General features: G+C 71.0%; 16 protein-coding genes. 11 read left to right on the top strand and 5 right to left on the bottom strand.

Translation table 11 applies throughout. The features are described 5' to 3' along the window. Positions 1 to 3 precede the first annotated feature (3 nt). The 5 genes from FV234_RS03175 to FV234_RS03155 all read right to left on the bottom strand — a co-directional run bounded on the left by FV234_RS03175 (position 4) and on the right by FV234_RS03155 (position 6,110). A complete protein-coding gene (locus tag FV234_RS03175) occupies positions 4 to 1,188 on the bottom strand; it encodes a geranylgeranyl diphosphate reductase (RefSeq protein WP_147828059.1) in 1,185 nt (394 codons plus the stop codon). A 73-nt stretch (positions 1,189 to 1,261) separates the two neighbouring features. After that, entirely contained in the window at positions 1,262 to 2,629 is a 1,368-nt protein-coding gene (locus tag FV234_RS03170) for a BCD family MFS transporter (RefSeq protein WP_147828058.1), read from the bottom strand. Beyond that, the gene (gene chlG, locus FV234_RS03165) at positions 2,629 to 3,510 is read right to left on the bottom strand and encodes a chlorophyll synthase ChlG (protein WP_147828057.1); all 882 of its coding nucleotides are present in this window, start codon (positions 3,508 to 3,510) and stop codon (positions 2,629 to 2,631) included. Before chlG ends, FV234_RS03170 begins: the two co-directional genes overlap by 1 nt. 228 nt (positions 3,511 to 3,738) lie before the next feature. Continuing rightward, the gene (gene ppsR, locus FV234_RS03160) at positions 3,739 to 5,178 is read right to left on the bottom strand and encodes a transcriptional regulator PpsR (protein WP_187273571.1); all 1,440 of its coding nucleotides are present in this window, start codon (positions 5,176 to 5,178) and stop codon (positions 3,739 to 3,741) included. A gap of 44 nt (positions 5,179 to 5,222) precedes the next feature. Beyond that, a complete protein-coding gene (locus FV234_RS03155) occupies positions 5,223 to 6,110 on the bottom strand; it encodes a cobalamin B12-binding domain-containing protein (protein WP_238272190.1) in 888 nt (295 codons plus the stop codon). Positions 6,111 to 6,389: 279 nt separating this feature from the next. On the opposite strand from FV234_RS03155, the gene bchF reads away from it, so the two are divergent. The 11 genes from bchF (at position 6,390) to FV234_RS03100 (ending at position 19,045) form a co-directional block, all read left to right on the top strand. Continuing rightward, positions 6,390 to 6,905 (top strand): 2-vinyl bacteriochlorophyllide hydratase, encoded by a 516-nt coding sequence (gene bchF / locus FV234_RS03150; protein WP_147828056.1) that lies wholly within the window; start codon positions 6,390 to 6,392, stop codon positions 6,903 to 6,905. Continuing rightward, complete coding sequence (locus FV234_RS03145) at positions 6,902 to 8,203, top strand: ferredoxin:protochlorophyllide reductase (ATP-dependent) subunit N (protein ID WP_147763698.1); 1,302 nt, start codon at positions 6,902 to 6,904, stop codon at positions 8,201 to 8,203. Before bchF ends, FV234_RS03145 begins: the two co-directional genes overlap by 4 nt. 4 nt (positions 8,204 to 8,207) lie before the next feature. Further along, entirely contained in the window at positions 8,208 to 9,779 is a 1,572-nt protein-coding gene (gene bchB / locus FV234_RS03140; RefSeq protein WP_147828055.1) for a ferredoxin:protochlorophyllide reductase (ATP-dependent) subunit B, read from the top strand. Then, positions 9,754 to 13,461, top strand: a complete 3,708-nt coding sequence (locus FV234_RS03135) for a magnesium chelatase subunit H (protein WP_147828054.1) — start codon at positions 9,754 to 9,756, stop codon at positions 13,459 to 13,461. Before bchB ends, FV234_RS03135 begins: the two co-directional genes overlap by 26 nt. Continuing rightward, positions 13,458 to 14,351 carry a ferredoxin:protochlorophyllide reductase (ATP-dependent) iron-sulfur ATP-binding protein gene (gene bchL, locus FV234_RS03130; protein ID WP_147752942.1) on the top strand — a complete coding sequence of 298 codons (894 nt, stop codon included), beginning with the start codon at positions 13,458 to 13,460 and terminating at the stop codon, positions 14,349 to 14,351. Before FV234_RS03135 ends, bchL begins: the two co-directional genes overlap by 4 nt. An 11-nt stretch (positions 14,352 to 14,362) precedes the next feature. Then, positions 14,363 to 15,070, top strand: a complete 708-nt coding sequence (gene bchM, locus FV234_RS03125; RefSeq protein ID WP_147828053.1) for a magnesium protoporphyrin IX methyltransferase — start codon at positions 14,363 to 14,365, stop codon at positions 15,068 to 15,070. Beyond that, positions 15,067 to 16,497, top strand: coding sequence for a BCD family MFS transporter (locus FV234_RS03120; protein ID WP_147763702.1), 1,431 nt, complete (start codon positions 15,067 to 15,069; stop codon positions 16,495 to 16,497). The genes bchM and FV234_RS03120 overlap by 4 nt, the downstream gene beginning before the upstream one ends. A gap of 31 nt (positions 16,498 to 16,528) precedes the next feature. Continuing rightward, entirely contained in the window at positions 16,529 to 17,305 is a 777-nt protein-coding gene (gene puhA / locus FV234_RS03115) for a photosynthetic reaction center subunit H (protein WP_147752952.1), read from the top strand. After that, positions 17,302 to 18,003: a photosynthetic complex putative assembly protein PuhB gene (gene puhB / locus FV234_RS03110; protein WP_147828052.1), complete on the top strand. Its 702-nt coding sequence runs from the start codon at positions 17,302 to 17,304 to the stop codon at positions 18,001 to 18,003. Before puhA ends, puhB begins: the two co-directional genes overlap by 4 nt. 269 nt (positions 18,004 to 18,272) lie before the next feature. Then, complete coding sequence (gene puhC, locus FV234_RS03105; RefSeq protein ID WP_147828051.1) at positions 18,273 to 18,746, top strand: photosynthetic complex assembly protein PuhC; 474 nt, start codon at positions 18,273 to 18,275, stop codon at positions 18,744 to 18,746. Then, positions 18,743 to 19,045 carry a hypothetical protein gene (locus FV234_RS03100; RefSeq protein WP_187273562.1) on the top strand — a complete coding sequence of 101 codons (303 nt, stop codon included), beginning with the start codon at positions 18,743 to 18,745 and terminating at the stop codon, positions 19,043 to 19,045. Before puhC ends, FV234_RS03100 begins: the two co-directional genes overlap by 4 nt. Positions 19,046 to 19,054 lie beyond the last annotated feature (9 nt).

Here is a 19,054-nt window from a genome sequence, read left to right as displayed (position 1 = left end):
CGCTCAAGGCGAGACCCAGCGGAACAGGTGCGCCATGTCCTTGAAGAAGATCTTCACGTGGGCCATCGGCTTCTTTCGCACCAGCTCCTTGTTCATGTAGCTTTCCCAGGTGAGCTGCTGCACGTCCTTGTCGCGGCAGATCGAGACGAAGCGCTCCCTCAGGGCGTCGTTGCGGTACCAGACGGCCTGCATGATCCGCAGGATCAGGAACACGCGCCCGTGCAGCTTCATGAAGCGGCGGCGCGCCTGGGTGAGGGCGCGGACGTCGCCCGTGGTGAGGAACGCCTCGGCCGCCTCGGCCGCGAGACGTCCGCCGAGCATCGCGTAGTAGATGCCCTCGCCCGACGCCGGAGCGACGATGCCGGCGGCGTCCCCGGTCAGCAGCACGTCGCGCCCGTTATCCCACTTCTTGAGCGGCTTCAGCGGCAGCGGCGCGCCCTCGCGCCGGACCGTCTCGCCGGCCGCGAGCCCGGTCGACTCGCGCAGGTTCCGGATCGCGGTGCGGAGCGAGAAGCCCTTCTTGGCCGAGCCGGTCCCGATGCTGATCGTGTCGCCGTGCGGGAAGATCCAGGCGTAGAAGTCGGGCGAGTGCTTGCCCTGGTAGAACACGTCGCAGCGCGTGGCCGCGAAGCTCCCGCTGCCGTCCGCGGGCGGGCGGACGATCTCGTGATAGGCGAAGACCTGTTTCATCCCGGCATGGCCCGGGATCTCGGCCCGACCCACCGGCGAGGAGGCGCCGTCGGCGCCGATCACCAGCTTGGTCCGGACCGCGTGCGCCGCGTCGCCGACGCGGTAGTGGACCGTGGTCCCGTCGGCGTCGCGATCGATGCGCTCGTAGGTGCCGGCACGGTAGTCGGCGCCGGCGAGCGAGGCCCGGTCGCGCAGCCACGGATCGAAATGCTCGCGATCGACCATCCCGACGAAGCCGTCGCCGACCGGCATGTCGACGGCCGTGTCGGAGGGCGCGATCATCCGTGCGAGCTTGATGCGGGCGACGATCTGCGCGTCGGGGATGGCGAAGTCGCGAATCGCGCGCAGCGGGATCGCGCCGCCGCAGGGCTTGATCCGCCCGGGCTTGTCGAGGAGCAGCACGCTGCGCCCCATCCGGGCGAGGTCCGTGGCGGTGGTGGCGCCCGCAGGGCCACCGCCAACCACGACGCAATCGAAGAATTCGGCGGCCTCGGACATGCTGTGCTCCCTGGCGCGTTTTTCTGATGGATCCGGCGCGACGGCGCCCGAAGAGGTCAGGTCCGACATCGGCTTAGAAACGGGGTTCCAGCTGAAGCTTCAGCGTTCGCTCGCGCTGCCCACGCGGCACGCGCGTCGCGCCCGCATGCTCGATCCGCAGGGCGATCACGGTGGCGAGCACGAAGAGCAGCGCCTCGGCGAGGAAGACCGCGGCGTAGGCCTGCACCGCCTCGGGCGTGACGAGGCGCGCGAGGTCCACCGCGACCGTGCCGAGGAAGCCGCCCGCGCCGAAGGCCACGCCCTGCGCCGCGCCCCAGACGCCCATGCGGGTGCCGCGCTCGGCCTCGCCGCCGGCGCCCGCGAGCGCCATCATCGATCCGATCGCGGCGACCGCGAAGACGCCGTTGAACAGGCCGAGGCCGAACACCGCAGCGCGCAACGGGAAGTCCGGCCCCACGAGGCCGCCGGCGGCGATCCCGGCGAGCATCGCGCCGGAGCCGGCGCAGCCCAAAGCCGTCCAGAGCTTGAGCGAGCCGAGCCAGGGGCCGCCGACGCCCATGGTCAGCCCGGCGACCATCAGCATGCCGGCGAGCACACCGCCGTGCTGCAGACCGGCGAGCTTGGTGGTCGTGCCCGGCGTCATCGCGAAGACGAGGCCGGCGAAGGGTTCGAGGATCAGCTCCTGGGCGCTGTAGGCCAGCATCGCCACGAAGATGAACACGGTGAAGCGGCGCGAGGCCGGTTCGGCCCAGACCTTGGCGAGCACCGTCCGGAACGGCGCCTTGGCCGGGCCGGCGGGCTCCGCGCGCGCCGGCGCGGCGGCGGGCTCGACGCCGCGCACAGCCAGGCACGCGAGGACGAACGCCGCGAGGGAGACAGTGCCGGAGACCGCCACCAGCCGCGCCCCGGAGAACGGATCGAGGAAGTGCCCGGCGAGCGGCGCCGTGACCGCGAAACCGGCGATCATCATCACCCAGACGATCGTCGCCGCCGCGCCCCGGCGCCGGTCCTCGACGCCGGTGGCGAGAAGAACCAGGAGCGAGGTGCCGGCCGCGCCCGCGCCGATGCCGACGGAGAAGAAGGCCAGCACCGCGAGGGCGAGGCCGGCGAAAAGGTTGGTCTCGGCCAGCGCGGTCGCCACCGCGGCGAGGAAGCCGCCGAGCGCCAGCGCGGCCATGCCGCCGACGATCCAGGGGGTGCGGCGGCCGCCGAAGTCGGAGCCGTAGCCCCAGCGCGGGCGCAGCACTTGGACCGCGTAGTGGAGGGCGACAAGGGCGCCCGGCACGATCGCAGGCAGCGCCAGTTCCACCACCATCACCCGGTTGATGGTCGAGGTCATCAGCACCACGACCGCGCCGAGCGCGGTTTGGACCAGCCCTAGGCGGACGATCTGCATCCAGGAGAACCCGGATGACACCGTGGACGAGGACAAGGCGGCCATCACGGCACTCCCACGAGCGGACGGAGCGCGAAGGCGGCGACCAGCATGCCAAGCACGTAGAGGGTGGTGCCGGTGCCGTTGTACCAGGCGGCCTTCTCGCACGGCGCCGCGAGCAGGCGGCGCATCAGTGCGATCTGCCCAAGGAGCAGCATCGCGACGATCGCCGCGTGCCACCCGCGGCTCCAGGCGAAGAGGAACGCGATCACCGCTGCCTGCGGCACCGCCATCACCAGACAGGCGAAGCGGGCGGCCCCGGGGATGCCGAGCTGGACCGGAAGCGAGCGGATGCCGGTGAGGGTGTCGCCCTCCACCGACTTAAAGTCGTTCAGGGTCATGATGCCGTGGGCGCCGATCGAGTACAGGGCGGCGACGATCAGGACGCGGTGGTCGGGGACGGTGGCAGCCATGATGGCGGCGCCCGTGAACCAGGGCAGCCCCTCGTAGCAGATCGCCACCGCCGAGTTGCCCCACCAGCCGTTGCTCTTCAGGCGCATCGGCGGCGCGCTGTAGAGCCAGGCCAGGACGAGGCCGAAGATCGCAGCGCCGAGGATCCAGGGCCCGAGCGCGGCGGCGACGAGGAGCGACAGGCCGGTCCAGGCCGCGGCGACGTAGAGCCCCCAGCGCCCCGGCATGCGGCCGGAGGGAATCGGGCGGTTCGGTTCGTTGATGGCGTCGACGTGGCGGTCGTACCAGTCGTTGACCGCCTGGCTCGTGGCGCAGACCAACGGCCCGGCGAGGACGACGCCGGCCATGATCACCGGCCATTGCCCATGGGTCGGCTGCCCCGACGAGACCACGCCGCAGGCGAAGGCCCACATCGGCGCGAACCACGTGATCGGCTTGAGCAGTTCGACGAGTGCACTGGGAGCCGGTGTCGCCATGTCCGGAGGCTAGGTTTTCGGCACCCAAGGTGTCAAGCGAAGATGACAGATCGAACGGTCAAAGTTTTTGACACACCCGGCTGCGAAACGTTCCGCCGGACATCTCGTCCGTGCCTGGCGGTGTGGGTCGAGGGATTCGATCGACGCCGGCTTTGGTCGCCGAAGGCATGCTGCGGGAGGACGGTGACGTGCGCGCGGGCAACACGGTCGTCGTCCCGCATGCGAGGGTCAGGCGTCGGGAAAGTCCGGTCCGTCGAGGTCGCCGATGCCGTAGCGGCGCAGCTTGGCGTAGAGTCCCTGGCGGCTGAGCCCGAGCATCTCCGCGGCCGAGGCGCGGTTGTCGCGGGTGATCCGCAGGGCGGCCTCGATGCACAGGCGCTCGATCAAATCGGTGGTCTCGCGCACGAGATTCTTCATCGAGACGCGGCCGACGAGCTCGGTCATCTGCTCGACCGAGCGCGGCAGCTCGTGCGAGCCCGGCGCCGCGGCGGCCACGGCGCGGCGCGGGGTGCCGCGGATGGTGAAGCCGAGGCAGGGCGGCCGCGCGTTCGGCACGGCGACGGCGGCGACCTCGACCTCCTCGATGGAGCCGAGCACGCCGCGCAGGCCGGTGGCGAAGTGCCGGACCGAGCCGTGCTCGGCCAGCGTCGCGAACAGGGTGGCGGCTTCAGTCTCCTCGCGGCCGATCCAGCGGTCGATCAGCTCGCCGCGCGCCTGCTCCACGGTCGCGATCTGGGCGAGGTCGAGGAAGGCGCCGTTGGCGGTGAGGATGCGCCGCGACAGATCGGTGACGACGAACCCTTCGGGAATGCCCTCGATCACGTCGAGGAGCGGGCCGCGGACGCGCGCCGAATCGGCGCCGACGATGGCGGCGTCGCTAACGCGAAGCAGCACGCTCGCCGAGCTGCCCTGTCGGAACAAAGAGGCCGAGATCCGCGCCGGCCCACGGCTGCCGCCAAGCCGGGCCTCGAGGTCCTCGGCCTTGCCGGTGGCGCGCAGGCCGGCGAACAGCAGCTCGATCTCACGCGCGCTCGCCGCCTCGAACAGCTCGACCACGTCCTGCCCGAGGATCCGCTTCTCGGGGCGGCCGACGAGCCGGACGGCGGCGGGATTGATCTCGGTGACCCGGCGGGTGGCCGCGTCGACCACGAGCACCGGCTCGCTGCCGAGCTGGAACAGCATGCGGTAGCGGGTCTCGGCGCCGCGCAGGCGGAGGTAGTCGCGCTCCAGCGCCTGCTGGGTCTCGACGAGCTTGCGCTGCAGCGAGGCCATGGCGAGGAGGTTGCGGCCGATGGCGATGATCGAGCCGTCCGAGCCCAACCGCATCGCGGCGTAGCGAATCGGCAGATCCTCGCCGGAGACGGAAGGGTGGTTGACCTGGCGCCAGCGGGTCACGCCGTCCGGCGCCGCATCGCGCATCAGCGCGTCGATCTTCGGCCGGCTCTCGACGGTGACGGTGTCGATCCACCGCCGTCCGAGCCAGGTGTCACAGCCCTGGCCCGCAAGATCCGGCGCAGCGAAGGCCGCGTCGCGGATGATGCCATCCGCGTCGACGACCAACGACAGGTCCGTCGCAGCCGCAACGAGAAGACCCGCCGCCTCTCCGCCGAGGGCCGCCAGGGTCTTGCTCAGGGCTGCGGAGGGGTTCTGCGCAGCGTGGGTGGCCAAGCTGGTCAAGTCTCACCGCTTCGTGAAGTCGCCGATCAGGTCTTTCAGCAGGCTCCCGCCCTCATATCAAGCATGAACTCGGCTGCAGCCACAGCTCGGCGTGCATCCGACGCCGTCGCATCCGCGCCGACTTGCTCGATATGGCCGGGATTGTCGATGAAGATCGGGCCGCCGACGAGGATCCGGACGCCGGGATTGAACGAGACGCGCCGAAGTTCGAGGACGGTCTTGGTCAAGGTCGGCAGAAGGACCTCACAGCCGAGCGAGAGGCCGATCACGTCGAACCATGCGGTCCGCGCCTGGTTCAGGATCTCGCCCACCGGCGCCAGCGCCGTGCTCGTCACGTCCCAGCCCGCGTCGCGGAAGAACTGCTCGATCATCGAAAGGCCGAACATGTGGGTCTCGCCGGGGCAGAGGCTCAGCAGGATGCTGTGCCCGTCCCGGTGCCCTCCGGTTTCGCCGCCGTAGCGGCGCGAGAGGTCGTGCATGATCCGCTGCAGGCGGCCCATCGCGATCGTCAGTTCCGCGAAATCGCAGAGATCCTCCTCCCACAACACGCCGAGATGCCGCGCCGTCGGCGCCAGCAGGTCGAGGAGGAGGCTGTCGAGGGCGAGCCCGTCGTCGACGAGGGCGGCGATCCGCGCCTCCACCACTTCGCCGGCCGGCGCCAGCACGAGGGAGGCGAACGCCTCGATGTCCTCGGCCGTCGGCTTCCGCGGCCCGGGGCCGCGGGTCGACGCCTCCATCCGGTGGGCAAGCATCAGGCGGGGAATGATCTCGGCCTCGACGACGCGGGACAGGTGACCGTGCCAGCGATCGGAGAGCTGCTGCCGGCGAGGCGGCGCCCGTTCGTCGATCTCGCAGGCCGAAGCCATCTCGCGTGCGAGGGCCAGGATGGCGTTTCGCCCCTCGGAGCGCCTCAAGTCATCCATTGGCCCTCTCCAATGTCGCTGACGGCTTAATTGTCTTTACAACTCAGCATGGCCGGGCCTGGAAATCCCCGCGCTGTCGCCCTCTTCGGGACGACTTGACCTAGACGATACCCTTTCGAGCCGACTTGGCAATGGTCAATTCGAACCAGAATGCTTCGATGTCATTGTCATTTGGATTTGACGTAAAGCGCGCTTGACACATTTGGGCACGGTTTCTAGGCTTCACCCCAAGCCGCTCCTTCGAGAGGCGGCCGGCCGCAGCAGGGATGGGGTGAGGCGATGGGTCCGACGGACCGGACGACACGACCACCACTCTACACGCCGGCCGAGCGCGCCCGGCGCGACGCCAGCCGCTGGACCCTGGTCCAGGGCCTTCTCGCCCCGCTTCAATTCCTCGTGTTCCTCATCAGCCTCGGGCTCGTCCTGCGGACGCTGGCCACCGGCGAGGGCGCGGTCGCCGCCAACCTCTCGGTGCTGGCCAAGACGGGGCTGCTCTACGCGATCATGGTCACCGGCTCGATCTGGGAGAAGGCCGTGTTCGGCCGCTACCTGTTCGCCCCGGCCTTCTACTGGGAGGACGTGGTCAGCATGCTGGTGCTGGCCCTGCACACCGCCTACCTCGCCGCCCTCACGCTGGGCCTCATGGGCACCACCGGGCTGATGTGGCTGGCGCTCGCGGCCTACGCCTCCTACGCGGTCAACGCGACGCAATTCCTGCTCAAGCTCCGGGCCGCGCGGCTCCAGGCCCGGCCGTATCCGCGCCCCGTCGGCGGCACCGCGATGGTGGCGCGATGAACGCGCCCTTCCTCCCGCCGAGGGCCGCGACGGCGCCCGTCGAGGCCGGCTGCGGCGACGTCACGATCCGGCAAGAGCGCGGCCAGCGCGCAGTGTTCTGCGGGCTGACCGGTATCGTCTGGCTGCATCGCAAGATTCAGGACGCGTTCTTCCTCGTGGTCGGCTCGCGCACCTGCGCCCACCTGATCCAGTCGGCCGCCGGCGTGATGATCTTCGCCGAGCCGCGCTTCGCCACCGCGATCATCGACGAGCGCGACCTCGCCGGCATCGCCGACATGAACGAGGAGCTCGACCGGGTGGTGCGCCGCCTGATCGAGCGCCGGCCCGACATCCGGCTGCTGTTCCTCGTGGGCTCGTGCCCCTCCGAGGTGATCAAGCTCGACCTCGGCCGCGCGGCGCAGCGCCTCTCCACCACCTTCTCGCCTGACGTGCGGGTGCTGAGCTATTCCGGCAGCGGCATCGAGACCACGTTCACGCAGGGCGAGGATGCGTGCCTGGCGGCCCTCGTCCCCGAGATGCCGCGGGCGGAAGCCGACGCCGCCCCGGCGCTGCTGGTGGCGGGCGCCCTCGCCGACGTGGTCGAGGACCAGTTCCTCCGCATCTTCTCCGAGCTCGGGATCGGACCGGTCGCGTTCCTGCCGGCGCGGCGCGCGGGCCAGCTGCCGGGCGTCGGGCCGAACACCCGCTACCTGCTCGCCCAACCCTTCCTCACCGACACGGCCAAGGCGCTCGAGGCCCGCGGCGCGACGCGCCTGCCGGCGCCGTTCCCGCTCGGGGTCGAGGGCACGACGCGTTGGCTCAAGGCTGCCGCCGACGCGTTCGACGTGCCGGAGGCCCGCTTCGAGGCGGCGACCGCGCCGGGCCGGGCCCGCGCCGGGCGCGCCCTGGAGCACCACCGCGAGAAGCTTGCGGGCAAGCGCGTGTTCTTCTTTCCCGATTCGCAGCTCGAGGTGCCGCTCGCGCGGTTCCTATCGCGCGAGATGGGGATGGGCCTGTGCGAGGTCGGCACGCCCTACCTGCACCGCGGGCATCTGGCCGAAGACCTCGCCCTGCTGCCGGACGGCACGCAGATCGTCGAGGGCCAGAGCCTCGACGAGCAGATGGACCGGGCCCGCGTCGCGAAGCCCGACCTGACGGTCTGCGGCCTCGGCCTCGCCAACCCGCTGGAGGCGGAAGGGCTCGCCACCAAGTGGTCGATCGAGCTGCTGTTCACGCCGATCCAGGGGTACGACCAGGCCGGCGACCTCGCCGAGCTGTTCGCGCGCCCGCTCGTGCGCCGCACCCGGCTGGAGGTCTGAGGCGATGCAGCTCACCCTCTGGACCTACGAAGGACCACCGCATATCGGCGCCATGCGGGTCGCCACCGCGATGGAGGGGCTGCACTACGTCCTGCACGCGCCGCAGGGCGACACCTATGCCGACCTGCTGTTCACGATGATCGAGCGGCGCGACGCCCGCCCGCCGGTCACCTACACCACCTTCCAGGCCCGCGACCTCGGCTCCGACACCGCCGAGATCTTTAAGAACGCGGCGTCCGCCGCCTACGAGCGCTTCAAGCCGCAGGCGATGATCGTCGGCGCCTCGTGCACGGCGGAGCTGATCCAGGACGATCCGGGCGGCCTCGCCAAGGCGCTGAACCTGCCGATCCCGGTGATCGCGCTGGAGCTGCCGGCCTACCAGAAGAAAGAGAACTGGGGCGCCTCCGAGACCTTCTACCGGCTGGTGCGCGGGCTGTCCGGCTCGCCGTCCACGGAGCCGAAGCCGGAGGGCCGGCGCCCGTCCTGCAACATCCTCGGGCCGACGGCGCTGGGCTTCCGCCACCGCGACGACCTCACCGAGATCACCGGCCTGCTCGGACGGCTCGGCGTCGCCGTCAACGTGGTGGCGCCGATGGGCGCGAGCCCCGCCGACCTCGGACGCCTGAAGGACGCCGACTTCAACGTCGTGCTCTACCCGGAAATCGCCAAGGCCGCTGCGCTTCACCTGCAGAAGACCTTCGGCCAGCCGATGGTCGAGACGGTGCCGATCGGCGTCGGCGCGACGATCCGGTTCGTCGAGGAGGTCGCGGCCTTGGCCGGCGTCGATCCCGGCCCGGTGCTCGCCGGGGCGCCGTCGCGGGCGCCCTGGTATTCGCGCTCGGTCGATTCGACCTACCTCACCGGCAAGCGGGTCTTCATCTTCGGCGACGCGACCCATGCGATCGCCGCCGCCCGCGTCGCCAAGGCCGAGCTCGGCTTCCAGGTCGTGGGCCTCGGCACCTACGGCCGGGAGTTCGCCCGCGAGGTCCGCGCCGAGGCGGCGCTCCACGGGATCGAGGCGCTGATCTGCGACGACTACCTCGACGTCGAGGCGGCGATCCAGGCGGCCGGCCCCGAGCTGGTGCTCGGCACCCAGATGGAACGCCACATCGCCAAGCGGCTCGGGCTGCCCTGCGCGGTGATTTCGGCGCCGATCCACGTCCAGGACTTCCCGGCGCGCTACTCGCCGCAGATGGGCTTCGAGGGCGCGAACGTCCTGTTCGACACCTGGGTCCACCCGCTGATGATGGGCCTGGAGGAGCACCTGCTCGGGATGTTCCGCGAGGACCCCGAATTCAACGACCGCGCGCCCTCGCATCTCGGCGGCAAGGCGCCCGCCAAGGCATCCGCGCCGCCCGCCATCGCCACCGCCCCCGTCACCGCGGCGACGCTCGCTCCGCCGTCCGCTCCGACGACTCCGACCTGGGCCACGGAGGCCGAGAAGGAGCTGAAGAAGATCCCGTTCTTCGTCCGAGGAAAAGCCCGAACCAACACGGAAACCTTCGCCAGGGAGCGGGCGCTGCCGCTCATCACCGTCGAGACCTTGTACGATGCAAAAGCGCATTTCGGCCGCTGAACGGCCCGAACTCCGCATCGTCATCGTGACGATGGACAACCACATGGCGAGCGCCCTTGAGCGCGCCCGCCTGCGCCTGCGCAGCGAGATGCCGGGGCTCACCCTCGACTTCCACGCCGCCGCCGAGTGGGACACCTCGCCCGCGAGCCTCGCCGACTGCAAGGCCGACATCGGCCGGGCCGACATCGTGCTCTCGACGATGCTGTTCATGGACGAGCACGTCCGCGCCGTGCTGCCAGCTTTGCTGGCCCGGCGCCCGCATTGCGATGCGATGATCGGCTGCCTCTCGGCCGGCGAGGTGGTGAAGACCACCCGCCTCAACCGCTTCGACATGGACGGCACCAAGCGCGGCGCCCTCGACTTCCTGAAGAAGCTGCGCGGCAAGCCCGGCGCCCAGGGCAACGGCGCCCGCCAGATGGCGATGATCCGCAAGCTGCCGAAGATCCTGCGCTTCATCCCCGGCTCGGCGCAGGACGTGCGCGCCTACTTCCTTACCCTGCAATACTGGCTCTCGGGCTCGGACGAGAACATCGCCAACCTGGTACGCTTCCTGGTCGGGCGTTACGCCGCCGGCCCGCGCCTCGCTTGGCGCGAAATCGCCGCCGCGCCGAGCCCCCTGAGCTACCCCGAGACCGGCCTCTACCACCCGCGCATGAAGGGCCGCATCGGCGAATCGCTCGCCGCGCTGCCGGTTCCCAAAGGGCCCGCCAAGGGCCGCGTCGGCCTCCTGGTGATGCGCTCCTACGTGCTCGCCGGGAACACCGCCCACTACGACGGCGTGATCGCGGCGCTCGAAGGCCGCGGCCTCGCGGTGGTGCCGGCCTTCGCCTCGGGCCTCGACAACCGCCCGGCGGTGGACGCCTTCTTCCGCCGCGACGGTCGCCCGGCCATCGACGCGCTGGTCTCGCTCACCGGCTTCTCGCTGGTCGGCGGCCCCGCCTACAACGACGCGGCGGCGGCCGAGACGGCGCTCGCCGACCTCGACGTGCCCTACCTCGCCGCCCACGCGCTGGAGTTCCAGACCCTGGAGCAGTGGGAAGGCTCCGACCGCGGCCTCTCGCCGGTCGAGGCGACGATGATGGTCGCGATCCCCGAGCTCGACGGCGCCACCGCGCCGATGGTGTTCGGCGGCCGCTCCGGCGCGTCGATGGGCGAGAACGCCCGCGACATGCGCGTCCACCCCGAGCGCGCCGACATGCTCGCCGCCCGCATCGAGCGCCTGGTGACCCTGCGGCGGACCGCGCGGGCCGAGCGCAAGGTGGCGATCGTGCTGTTCGGCTTCCCGCCGAACGCCGGCTCGATCGGCACGGCGGCGTTCCTCTCGGTCTACCAATCCCTGCACAACACCCTGACCGCGATGAAGGCCGACGGCTACGAGGTGGAAGTCCCAGCCAGCGTCGACGACCTGCGCAACGCGGTGCTCGCCGGAAACTCCGCCCGCTACGGCACGCCGGCCAACGTCCACCACCGCATCCCCGCCGAGGAGCACGTCCGCCGCGAGCGCCACCTGTCCGAGATCGAGGCGCAATGGGGTCCCGCCCCGGGCCGCCAGAACAGCAACGGCTCGGTGCTGTTCGTCCTCGGGGCGCAGTTCGGCAACGTCTTCGTCGGCGTGCAGCCGGGCTTCGGCTACGAGGGCGACCCGATGCGCCTGCTGTTCGAGCGGGGCTTCGCGCCGACCCACGCCTTCTCGGCCTTCTACCGCTACCTCCGCGACGACTTCCGCGCCGACGCGGTGCTGCATTTCGGCACCCACGGCGCACTCGAGTTCATGCCCGGCAAGCAGACCGGCCTGTCGGAAGCCTGTTGGCCGGAGCGGCTGATCGGGCCGCTGCCGAACGTCTACCTCTACGCCGCCAACAACCCCTCCGAGGGGATGATCGCCAAGCGGCGCTCGGCGGCGACCCTGGTCAGCTACCTGACCCCGAGCCTCGCCCAGGCCGGCCTCTACCGCGGGCTGATCGACCTCAAGGCGTCGATCGAGCGCTGGCGCGCCCTGGAGCCGGAGGCGGAAGCCGAGCTGCGCGACCTCGGCCAGCTCGTCCAGGCCCAGGCCGCCGCCCTCGACCTCACCCAGGCCGAGCCGGCCTGGGACGACCTCGCCGCCCGCATCCAGGCGCTCGGCCAAGCGGTCTACGAGCTCGAGCACACGTTGATCCCGCACGGCATGCACGTGGTCGGGAAGGGCACCCCGGCAAAGGAGCGGGTCGACCTGCTGCTGGCTTTGGCCGAAGCCTCCGCCGGCCTCGTGCCGGAGCGGGCCGGGATCGTCGCCCTGGTGGCCGGCGAGGGGGTCGACGCGGCCCTGGCCGCCGCGGGCCTGCCCCTCGACGAGACCCATCGCGCCGCCTTCCGCTCGCTGTCCGAGACCGACGCGCTGCTGGCGAAGGACCACGAGGTCGCGGGCCTGCTCAAGGCGCTCGATGGGCGCTTCATCGCGCCTGTGGCCGGCGGCGACCTCTTGCGCAACCCGGCCGTGCTGCCGACCGGGCGCAACCTCCACGGCTTCGATCCCTACCGCCTGCCGTCCGCCTTCGCGGTCGCGGACGGCGCGCGGCAGGTTGCCCGGATCCTCGCCCGCCACCGCGACGAGGGCGCAGCCCTGCCCGAGAGCGTCGCCCTGGTGCTGTGGGGGACCGACAACCTGAAGAGCGAAGGCGGCCCGATCGCCCAGGCTCTGGCCCTCGTCGGCGCGACGCCCCGCTTCGACGGCTACGGCCGGCTCTGCGGCGCCACCCTGATCCCGCTGGAGACCCTCGGCCGCCCGCGCATCGACGTGGTCGTGACCCTGTCCGGCATCTTCCGCGACCTGCTGCCCTTGCAGACGAAGCTCCTGGCCGAGGCCTCTTACCTCGCCGCCACCGCCGACGAGCCGGTGGAGAGCAACTTCGTGCGCAAGCACGCCCTGGCGCACCAGGCCGAGCACGGCATCGACATCGAGACCGCGGCGCTCCGGGTGTTCTCGAACGCCGAGGGCACCTACGGCGCCAACGTCAACGGGCTGGTCGAATCCGGCCGCTGGGAGGACGAGGACGAGATCGCCGAGACCTTCTCGCGCCGCAAAAGCTTCGCCTACGGCCGCACCGGCCAGCCGGCGCCCCAGCGCGCGCTGATGCGCAGCGTCCTGGCCAAGGTCGACCTCGCCTACCAGAACCTCGATTCGGTCGAGGTCGGGGTCACGAGCGTCGACCATTACTTCGACGGGCTCGGCGGCATGGGCCGGGCGGTGGCGGAGGCCCGCGGCGCCGCGGTGCCGATCTTCATCAGCGACCAGACCCGCGGCGAGGGCACCGTGCGCTCGCTCTCCGAGCAGGTCTCGCTCGAGACCCGCACCCGCATGCTCAACCCGAAATGGACCGAGGGCATGCTCGGGCACGGCTACGAGGGCGTGCGCCAGATCGAGGCGCACCTCACCAACACCATGGGCTGGTCGGCGACGAGCGACGGCGTCGCCCCGTGGATATACCAGCGCATCACCGAGACCTACGTCCTCGACCCCGCCATGCGCGAGCGCATGGCCGCCCTCAACCCGACCGCCTCGGCCAAAGTCGCACACCGGCTGATCGAGGCGCATCAACGCGGCTTCTGGACTCCCGACGCGGAGACGCGCGACGCGCTCGCCCGCGCCGAGGAGGAACTCGAGGACCGTCTCGAAGGCATCACCGCGGAGGTTGCGGCATGAACATCGCCATCAGGAATCCCATCGCCGCCCGCCGCGAGCCGGAAGGCAGCGTCCAGGTCTCGCTGGACGTCGCCATCGGCACGACCGCGAAGGTCTTCGCGGTCTACGGCAAGGGCGGCATCGGCAAGTCGACGACCTCGTCGAACCTGTCGGTCGCCTTCTCGAAGCTCGGCAAGCGGGTGCTGCAGATCGGCTGCGATCCGAAGCACGACTCGACCTTCACGCTGACCAAGCGCCTCGCACCTACCGTGATCGATGCCCTGGAGGCGGTGCAGTTCCACTCCGAGGAGCTGCGCGTCGAGGACTTCGTGGCCGAAGGCTACAACGGCGTGATGTGCGTCGAGGCCGGCGGCCCGCCGGCCGGCACCGGCTGCGGCGGCTACGTCGTCGGCCAGACGGTGAAGCTCCTCAAGGAGCATCACCTCCTGGAGGACACCGACGTGGTGATCTTCGACGTGCTCGGCGACGTGGTCTGCGGCGGCTTCGCCTCGCCGCTCCAGCACGCCGAGCAGGCGCTGGTCGTCACCGCCAACGACTTCGACTCGATCTTCGCCATGAACCGCATCGTCGCGGCGATCCACGCCAAGGCGAAGAACTACCCCGTGCGGCTCGGCGGCGTCATCGCCAACCGCTCGGCCAAGACCGACGAGATCGACCGCTTCAACGCCGCCGTCGGCCTGGAGCGCATCGCCCACTTCCCCGACCTCGACGTCGTCCGCCGGTCCCGGCTCAAGAAGCGGACCCTGTTCGAGATGGACCCGACGCCGGAACTCGAGGCCGTGACCACCGAGTACATGCGGCTGGCCGCCTACCTCTATGCCGGCGGCAAGCCGCTCTCCGCGATCCCGATGAAGGACCGCGACCTCTTCGAGTTCCTCGGGTTCGACTAGGGGCGCGCGCCATGACCAGCACCACCTACGCCGAACGCCGCGGCCAGCTCACCACCTACTTCGACCGCACCGCGGTCGAGGCCTGGGCGCGGCTCACCTCCGACGCGCCGGTCTCGAAGATCCGCGCGACGGTGAGGGCCGGCCGCGACGCCATGCGCGGCACGCTGTTGTCCTGGCTGCCGGACGACCTCAGCGGCCGGCGCATCCTCGATGCCGGCTGCGGCACCGGCGCGCTCAGCCTGGAGGCCGCGCGCCGCGGCGCCGAGGTCGTGGCCATCGACGTGTCGGCGACGCTGGTCGGCCTCGCCGCCGAGCGGACGGGGACGATCGCGGGTGGCGGGTCGATCGACTTCCGAGTCGGCGACATGCTCGATCCGAGCCTCGGCCGCTTCGACCACGTCGTCGCGATGGATTCGCTGATCCACTACTCCGCCGCCGACATCGCGCGGGCGCTGGCCGTGCTCGGGGAACGCACCGACGGCTCGGTCGTGTTCACGGTGGCGCCCCGCACCGCGCTCCTCACCGTGATGCACGCGGCCGGCAAGCTTTTTCCTAAGGGCGACCGGGCCCCGGCGATCGTGCCGATCACGCTGGGCGCGCTCGATCGGCGCATCGGCCGCGAGCCGGCGCTGGCCGAATTCGCGCTGGCGCGGACGCATCGCGTCAACAGCGGCTTCTATCTTTCGAACGCGATCGAGCTGTCGCGGAGCCGCGCATGAAGCTCGGCCCCCGCCTGATCCAGCACCTCGCGGCGCTCGGCCCGTCGATCCTCCCTTTCGCCGACGCGGCGACGAAGGAGCTGCCGCTCGGCCGGCTGATGCGGCTGTCGCTGTTCCAGGTCACCGTCGGCATGGCCGCGGTGCTGCTGATCGGCACGCTCAACCGCGTCATGATCGTCGAGCTGGAAGTGCCGGCCTGGGTCGTCGCGCTGATGCTGTCCCTGCCGCTCATCTTCGCGCCCTTGCGGGCGTTGATCGGCTTCCGCTCGGACACCCACCGCTCCGTGCTCGGCTGGCGCCGGGTGCCCTACATCTGGTTCGGCACGCTGCTGCAGTTCGGCGGCCTCGCGATCATGCCGTTCGCGTTGCTGCTGCTGTCGGGCGACACCACCGGCCCGATGTGGGCCGGGCAGATCGCCGCCGCGCTCGCCTTCGTGCTGGTCGGCGCCGGGCTCCACACCACGCAGACGGTGGGCCTGGCGCTCGCCACCGACCTCGCCCCGGCCCATGCGCGGCCCAAGGTCGTCGCGCTGCTCTGCGTGATGCTGCTCGTGGGCATGATGGTCAGCGCGGTCGCGTTCGGCCTCCTGCTCGCCGACTTCTCGAAGGTGCGGCTGATCCAGGTCATCCAGGGCACGGCGCTCGTCACCATCGTGCTCAACGGCCTCGCCCTGTGGAAGCAGGAGGCGCGCGATCCCAACCGGGCCCGCGACGCGGCGCAGCCGAACTTCTCGGAATCCTGGGCCGCCTATGCGGGGCAGGGGCTGGCGCGCCGACGCCTCGTCGCGACCGGGCTCGGCACCGCGGCCTTCTCGATGCAGGACATCCTGCTGGAGCCCTATGGCGGCCAGATCCTGCACCTCTCGGTCGCCGCCACCACGGCCTTGACCGCTCTGCTGGCGGCCGGAGGCGGCCTCGGGCTGCTGGTGGCGGCGCGCTGGCTCAATCGCGGCGGAGACCCGTTCCGCGTCGCGGCGGCGGGTGCCGTGATCGGCATCCTCGCCTTCTCCTGCGTCGTGTTCGCCGCGCCGCTCGGCTCCACGCAGGTCTTCGCGGCCGGCGTCAGCCTGATCGGCTGCGGCGGCGGCCTGTTCGCCCACGGCACGCTCACCGCCTCGATGGCGAAGGCCGGGCCGGAGGATACCGGGCTGGCGCTCGGCGCCTGGGGCGCGGTCCAGGCGTCGGCCGCGGGCCTCGCCATCGCCGCGAGCGGAATCGTGCGCGACGCCGGCTCGAGCCTGGCGGCATCGGGGGCGCTCGGCGAGGCGATGAGCGACCCCTCGATCGGCTACCTGATCGTCTACCACATCGAGATCGCGCTGCTGTTCGCGACGCTCGTCGCGATCGGTCCGCTCGTCCGCGACCGCAGTCTGCAACCGGCGTCCAGGGTCCGATCCCTGTCCGCGCTGTCCACCTCGTCAACCTGACCGTCGGGAGATCGCCATGTCACCTGGAGCACTGCCCACGGGCGCACTGACCGGCTACGTCGACGTCGCGCAGATCGTCCTCTACGCCTTCTTCCTGTTCTTCTTCGGCCTAGTCTTCTGGCTCCGCCGCGAGGACCGGCGCGAGGGCTATCCGCTCGAGGCCGAGGTGACGGGCCGGCTCAAGAGCCCCGACCCGATCCTGATCCCGTCGCCGAAGCTGTTCCACCTCGCCGACGGCAAGATCAAGCAGGCCCCGCAGGCCGACATGGTGCCCGACCGCAACTTCGAGGGCCGCAAGCGCGAGCCCTGGCCGGGCGCCCCGCTGGAGCCGACCGGCGCCGACCCGATGTTCGCCCATGTCGGCCCCGGCTCCTGGGTGAGCCGCGACGACGCGTTCGACCACACCTTCGACGGCCAGAAGCGGATCGTGCCGTTGCGGGTCGCGACCCACTTCATGGTCCACGAGGACGGCCCGAACCCGATCGGCATGAGCGTCTTCGGCGCCGACAGCCAAGTCGCCGGAACGGTGTCGGACATCTGGATCGACCGCGGCGAGAGCTTCGCCCGCTACTACGAGGTCGAGCTCGGCGCCGGGGCGCGCCGGGTGCTGATGCCGGTCACCTTCTGCCGCACCGGCCGGTTCTCGCGCACCGTGAAGACCGAGGCGCTGCTGGCCCGCCAGTTCGCCGACATACCCCCCCACGCCGACCCCGACGCGGTGACGCTCCTCGAGGAGGAGAAGATCATCGCCTACTTCGGCGCCGGCACCCTGTACGCCACACCCCAGCGCGCGGAGACCCTGATATGAGCGACCGCCGGATCCACGACACCAGCCAAGACGACACGGTCGTCGACGACCGCATCCCGGAAGGCCTGCCCGAGGCGCTGCCGCCGGGCGAGCACATCCTCTGGCAGGGCCGGCCGACGGCCTTCGGCATGGCGGCGCGCCCGATGCACGGCGGGTTCGTGGTGCTGTGGTTCGCGGTGCTCGCCGCCTGGACCATCCTGCCGGCCGCCCTCGACGGGGAGGTGCTGGCCGGCCTCAAGGCCTCGTGGCCGACCTTCGCCGCCTGCGCCGCGGCGCTCGTCGTCGTCGGCGGGCTCGGCTGGCTCGCCTCCTGGACCACCACCTACACCATCACCAACCGCCGCGTGGTGATGCGGATCGGCATCGCGATCCCCGTCACCTTCAACCTGCCGCTGGCGCAGGTGGAGGACGCCGCGCTGCACAGCTTCGCCGACGGCACCGGCGACCTGCCGCTCCGGCTGAGCGCGGGCACCCGCGTCGCCTACCTGCACCTGTGGCCGCATGCGCGCCCCTGGCGCGTGACCGAGCCGCAGCCGATGCTGCGCTCGGTGCCCGATGCGGCCGCGGTGGCCGCCATCCTGGGCCGGGCGATCGTCGCCGCCCGCGCGCCGGAGGAGGAATCGGCGCTGCCGATCCTCGTCGCCCGCCCGCAGGCCGCTTCGCGCCAGCCCCGCCTCGTCGCCGTCGGCGCGCGCTGAACCACGCGAGCCTCCCAGGCCTTCGAAGACGCAAGACCCTCAACGCCCGTCCCGGCCGACATGCCAGGGCGGGCGTTGGTTTTTCCAGAAAAGGTCGTTCCCGAACAACGACTTGATCATCCGAACAAAAAACGAGTTCGAAAAATCCAAAACCAGGATTGTCAAGCGCGCTTGACACCGGTTAACCTGACGCCAACGAGACGGCCCCGTGGCCAGGCACCACACGGTGCCGACGCGAGGATCGGTCCGGATGACGGTGAGGGAAGCCGATGGCTGTGGTTGCGGAGAGCGGGCCGGTCCCGGCGCTCGCACTGATCGGGGCCGGTGCGCTGCTCGGCTTCACCATGCTGGCGGTGATGGTCGGGCGCACCGAAGGCATCGGCCTCAGCGGCAATCCCGGCGGCAAGCCGGTCGCCTCCGTCTCCCTCCGCGTGCTGGACCGCGCGGACGGATCGATCCGGATCGAGGATGCCGCGAACGCGCAGCTGATCGAGACCGTCGAGCCCGGCCAGGACAACTTCGTCCGCGCGACCCTGCGCAGCTTCGGTCAGTCGCGCCTGCGCGCCGGCCTGACCTCGGCCGAGCCGTTCCGCCTGACCCGTTACGACGACGGATCCCTCGCCCTGATCGACGAGGTCACGGGCCGCAGCGTCAACATGGGCGCCTTCGGCCCGACCAATGCCCTCGCCTTCGCCAAGCTGCTGCCCGGCAACGCCCTTCCCGACGTGAGCGTCCCGCGATGATCGGATTTTTGAACGGCCGCCGCACGGTCGAGGTGCCCTGCACCGTCGAGATCGAGCAGACGCCCGAGAGCCTGCACGCCCACGTCAGCCTCGACGCCGACTTCGAGATCGAGCCTGGCGACGAGGTCCAAGTCCACGATGCGCCGACCTCGGTGCCCTACGGCGAGCGCCTCGTCGTCCGCCGCACCGCGACGGTGACGCGGGCCGGACGGATCGAGCGGCTCTGGACCAAGCTCGCCGGCCATCTCGAACTGACCGAACTCTACGAAGTCAGCTTCAGCGAGAGGAGGAAGCTTTGAACGCTCCCG

This window comes from Methylobacterium sp. WL8 (assembly GCF_008040045.1).
GTDB lineage: Bacteria > Pseudomonadota > Alphaproteobacteria > Rhizobiales > Beijerinckiaceae > Methylobacterium > Methylobacterium cerastii.
The sequence above is the reverse complement of the archived record's forward strand: the minus strand, read 5'-3'. Positions and strand labels throughout refer to the sequence as shown.

Excerpts from the sequence above, each read along its gene's own strand:
- bchM (WP_147828053.1), top strand. The coding sequence starts at position 14,363 with ATGACCAGCACCACCTACGCCGAACGCCGCGGCCAGCTCACCACCTAC.
- chlG (WP_147828057.1), bottom strand. The coding sequence starts at position 3,510 with ATGGCGACACCGGCTCCCAGTGCACTCGTCGAACTGCTCAAGCCGATC.
- FV234_RS03155 (WP_238272190.1), bottom strand. The coding sequence starts at position 6,110 with ATGGATGACTTGAGGCGCTCCGAGGGGCGAAACGCCATCCTGGCCCTC.
- FV234_RS03100 (WP_187273562.1), top strand. The coding sequence starts at position 18,743 with ATGATCGGATTTTTGAACGGCCGCCGCACGGTCGAGGTGCCCTGCACC.
- puhB (WP_147828052.1), top strand. The coding sequence starts at position 17,302 with ATGAGCGACCGCCGGATCCACGACACCAGCCAAGACGACACGGTCGTC.
- FV234_RS03135 (WP_147828054.1), top strand. The coding sequence starts at position 9,754 with ATGCAAAAGCGCATTTCGGCCGCTGAACGGCCCGAACTCCGCATCGTC.
- FV234_RS03170 (WP_147828058.1), bottom strand. The coding sequence starts at position 2,629 with ATGGCCGCCTTGTCCTCGTCCACGGTGTCATCCGGGTTCTCCTGGATG.
- puhC (WP_147828051.1), top strand. The coding sequence starts at position 18,273 with ATGGCTGTGGTTGCGGAGAGCGGGCCGGTCCCGGCGCTCGCACTGATC.
- FV234_RS03120 (WP_147763702.1), top strand. The coding sequence starts at position 15,067 with ATGAAGCTCGGCCCCCGCCTGATCCAGCACCTCGCGGCGCTCGGCCCG.
- bchF (WP_147828056.1), top strand. The coding sequence starts at position 6,390 with ATGGGTCCGACGGACCGGACGACACGACCACCACTCTACACGCCGGCC.
- bchL (WP_147752942.1), top strand. The coding sequence starts at position 13,458 with ATGAACATCGCCATCAGGAATCCCATCGCCGCCCGCCGCGAGCCGGAA.
- FV234_RS03175 (WP_147828059.1), bottom strand. The coding sequence starts at position 1,188 with ATGTCCGAGGCCGCCGAATTCTTCGATTGCGTCGTGGTTGGCGGTGGC.
- bchB (WP_147828055.1), top strand. The coding sequence starts at position 8,208 with ATGCAGCTCACCCTCTGGACCTACGAAGGACCACCGCATATCGGCGCC.
- FV234_RS03145 (WP_147763698.1), top strand. The coding sequence starts at position 6,902 with ATGAACGCGCCCTTCCTCCCGCCGAGGGCCGCGACGGCGCCCGTCGAG.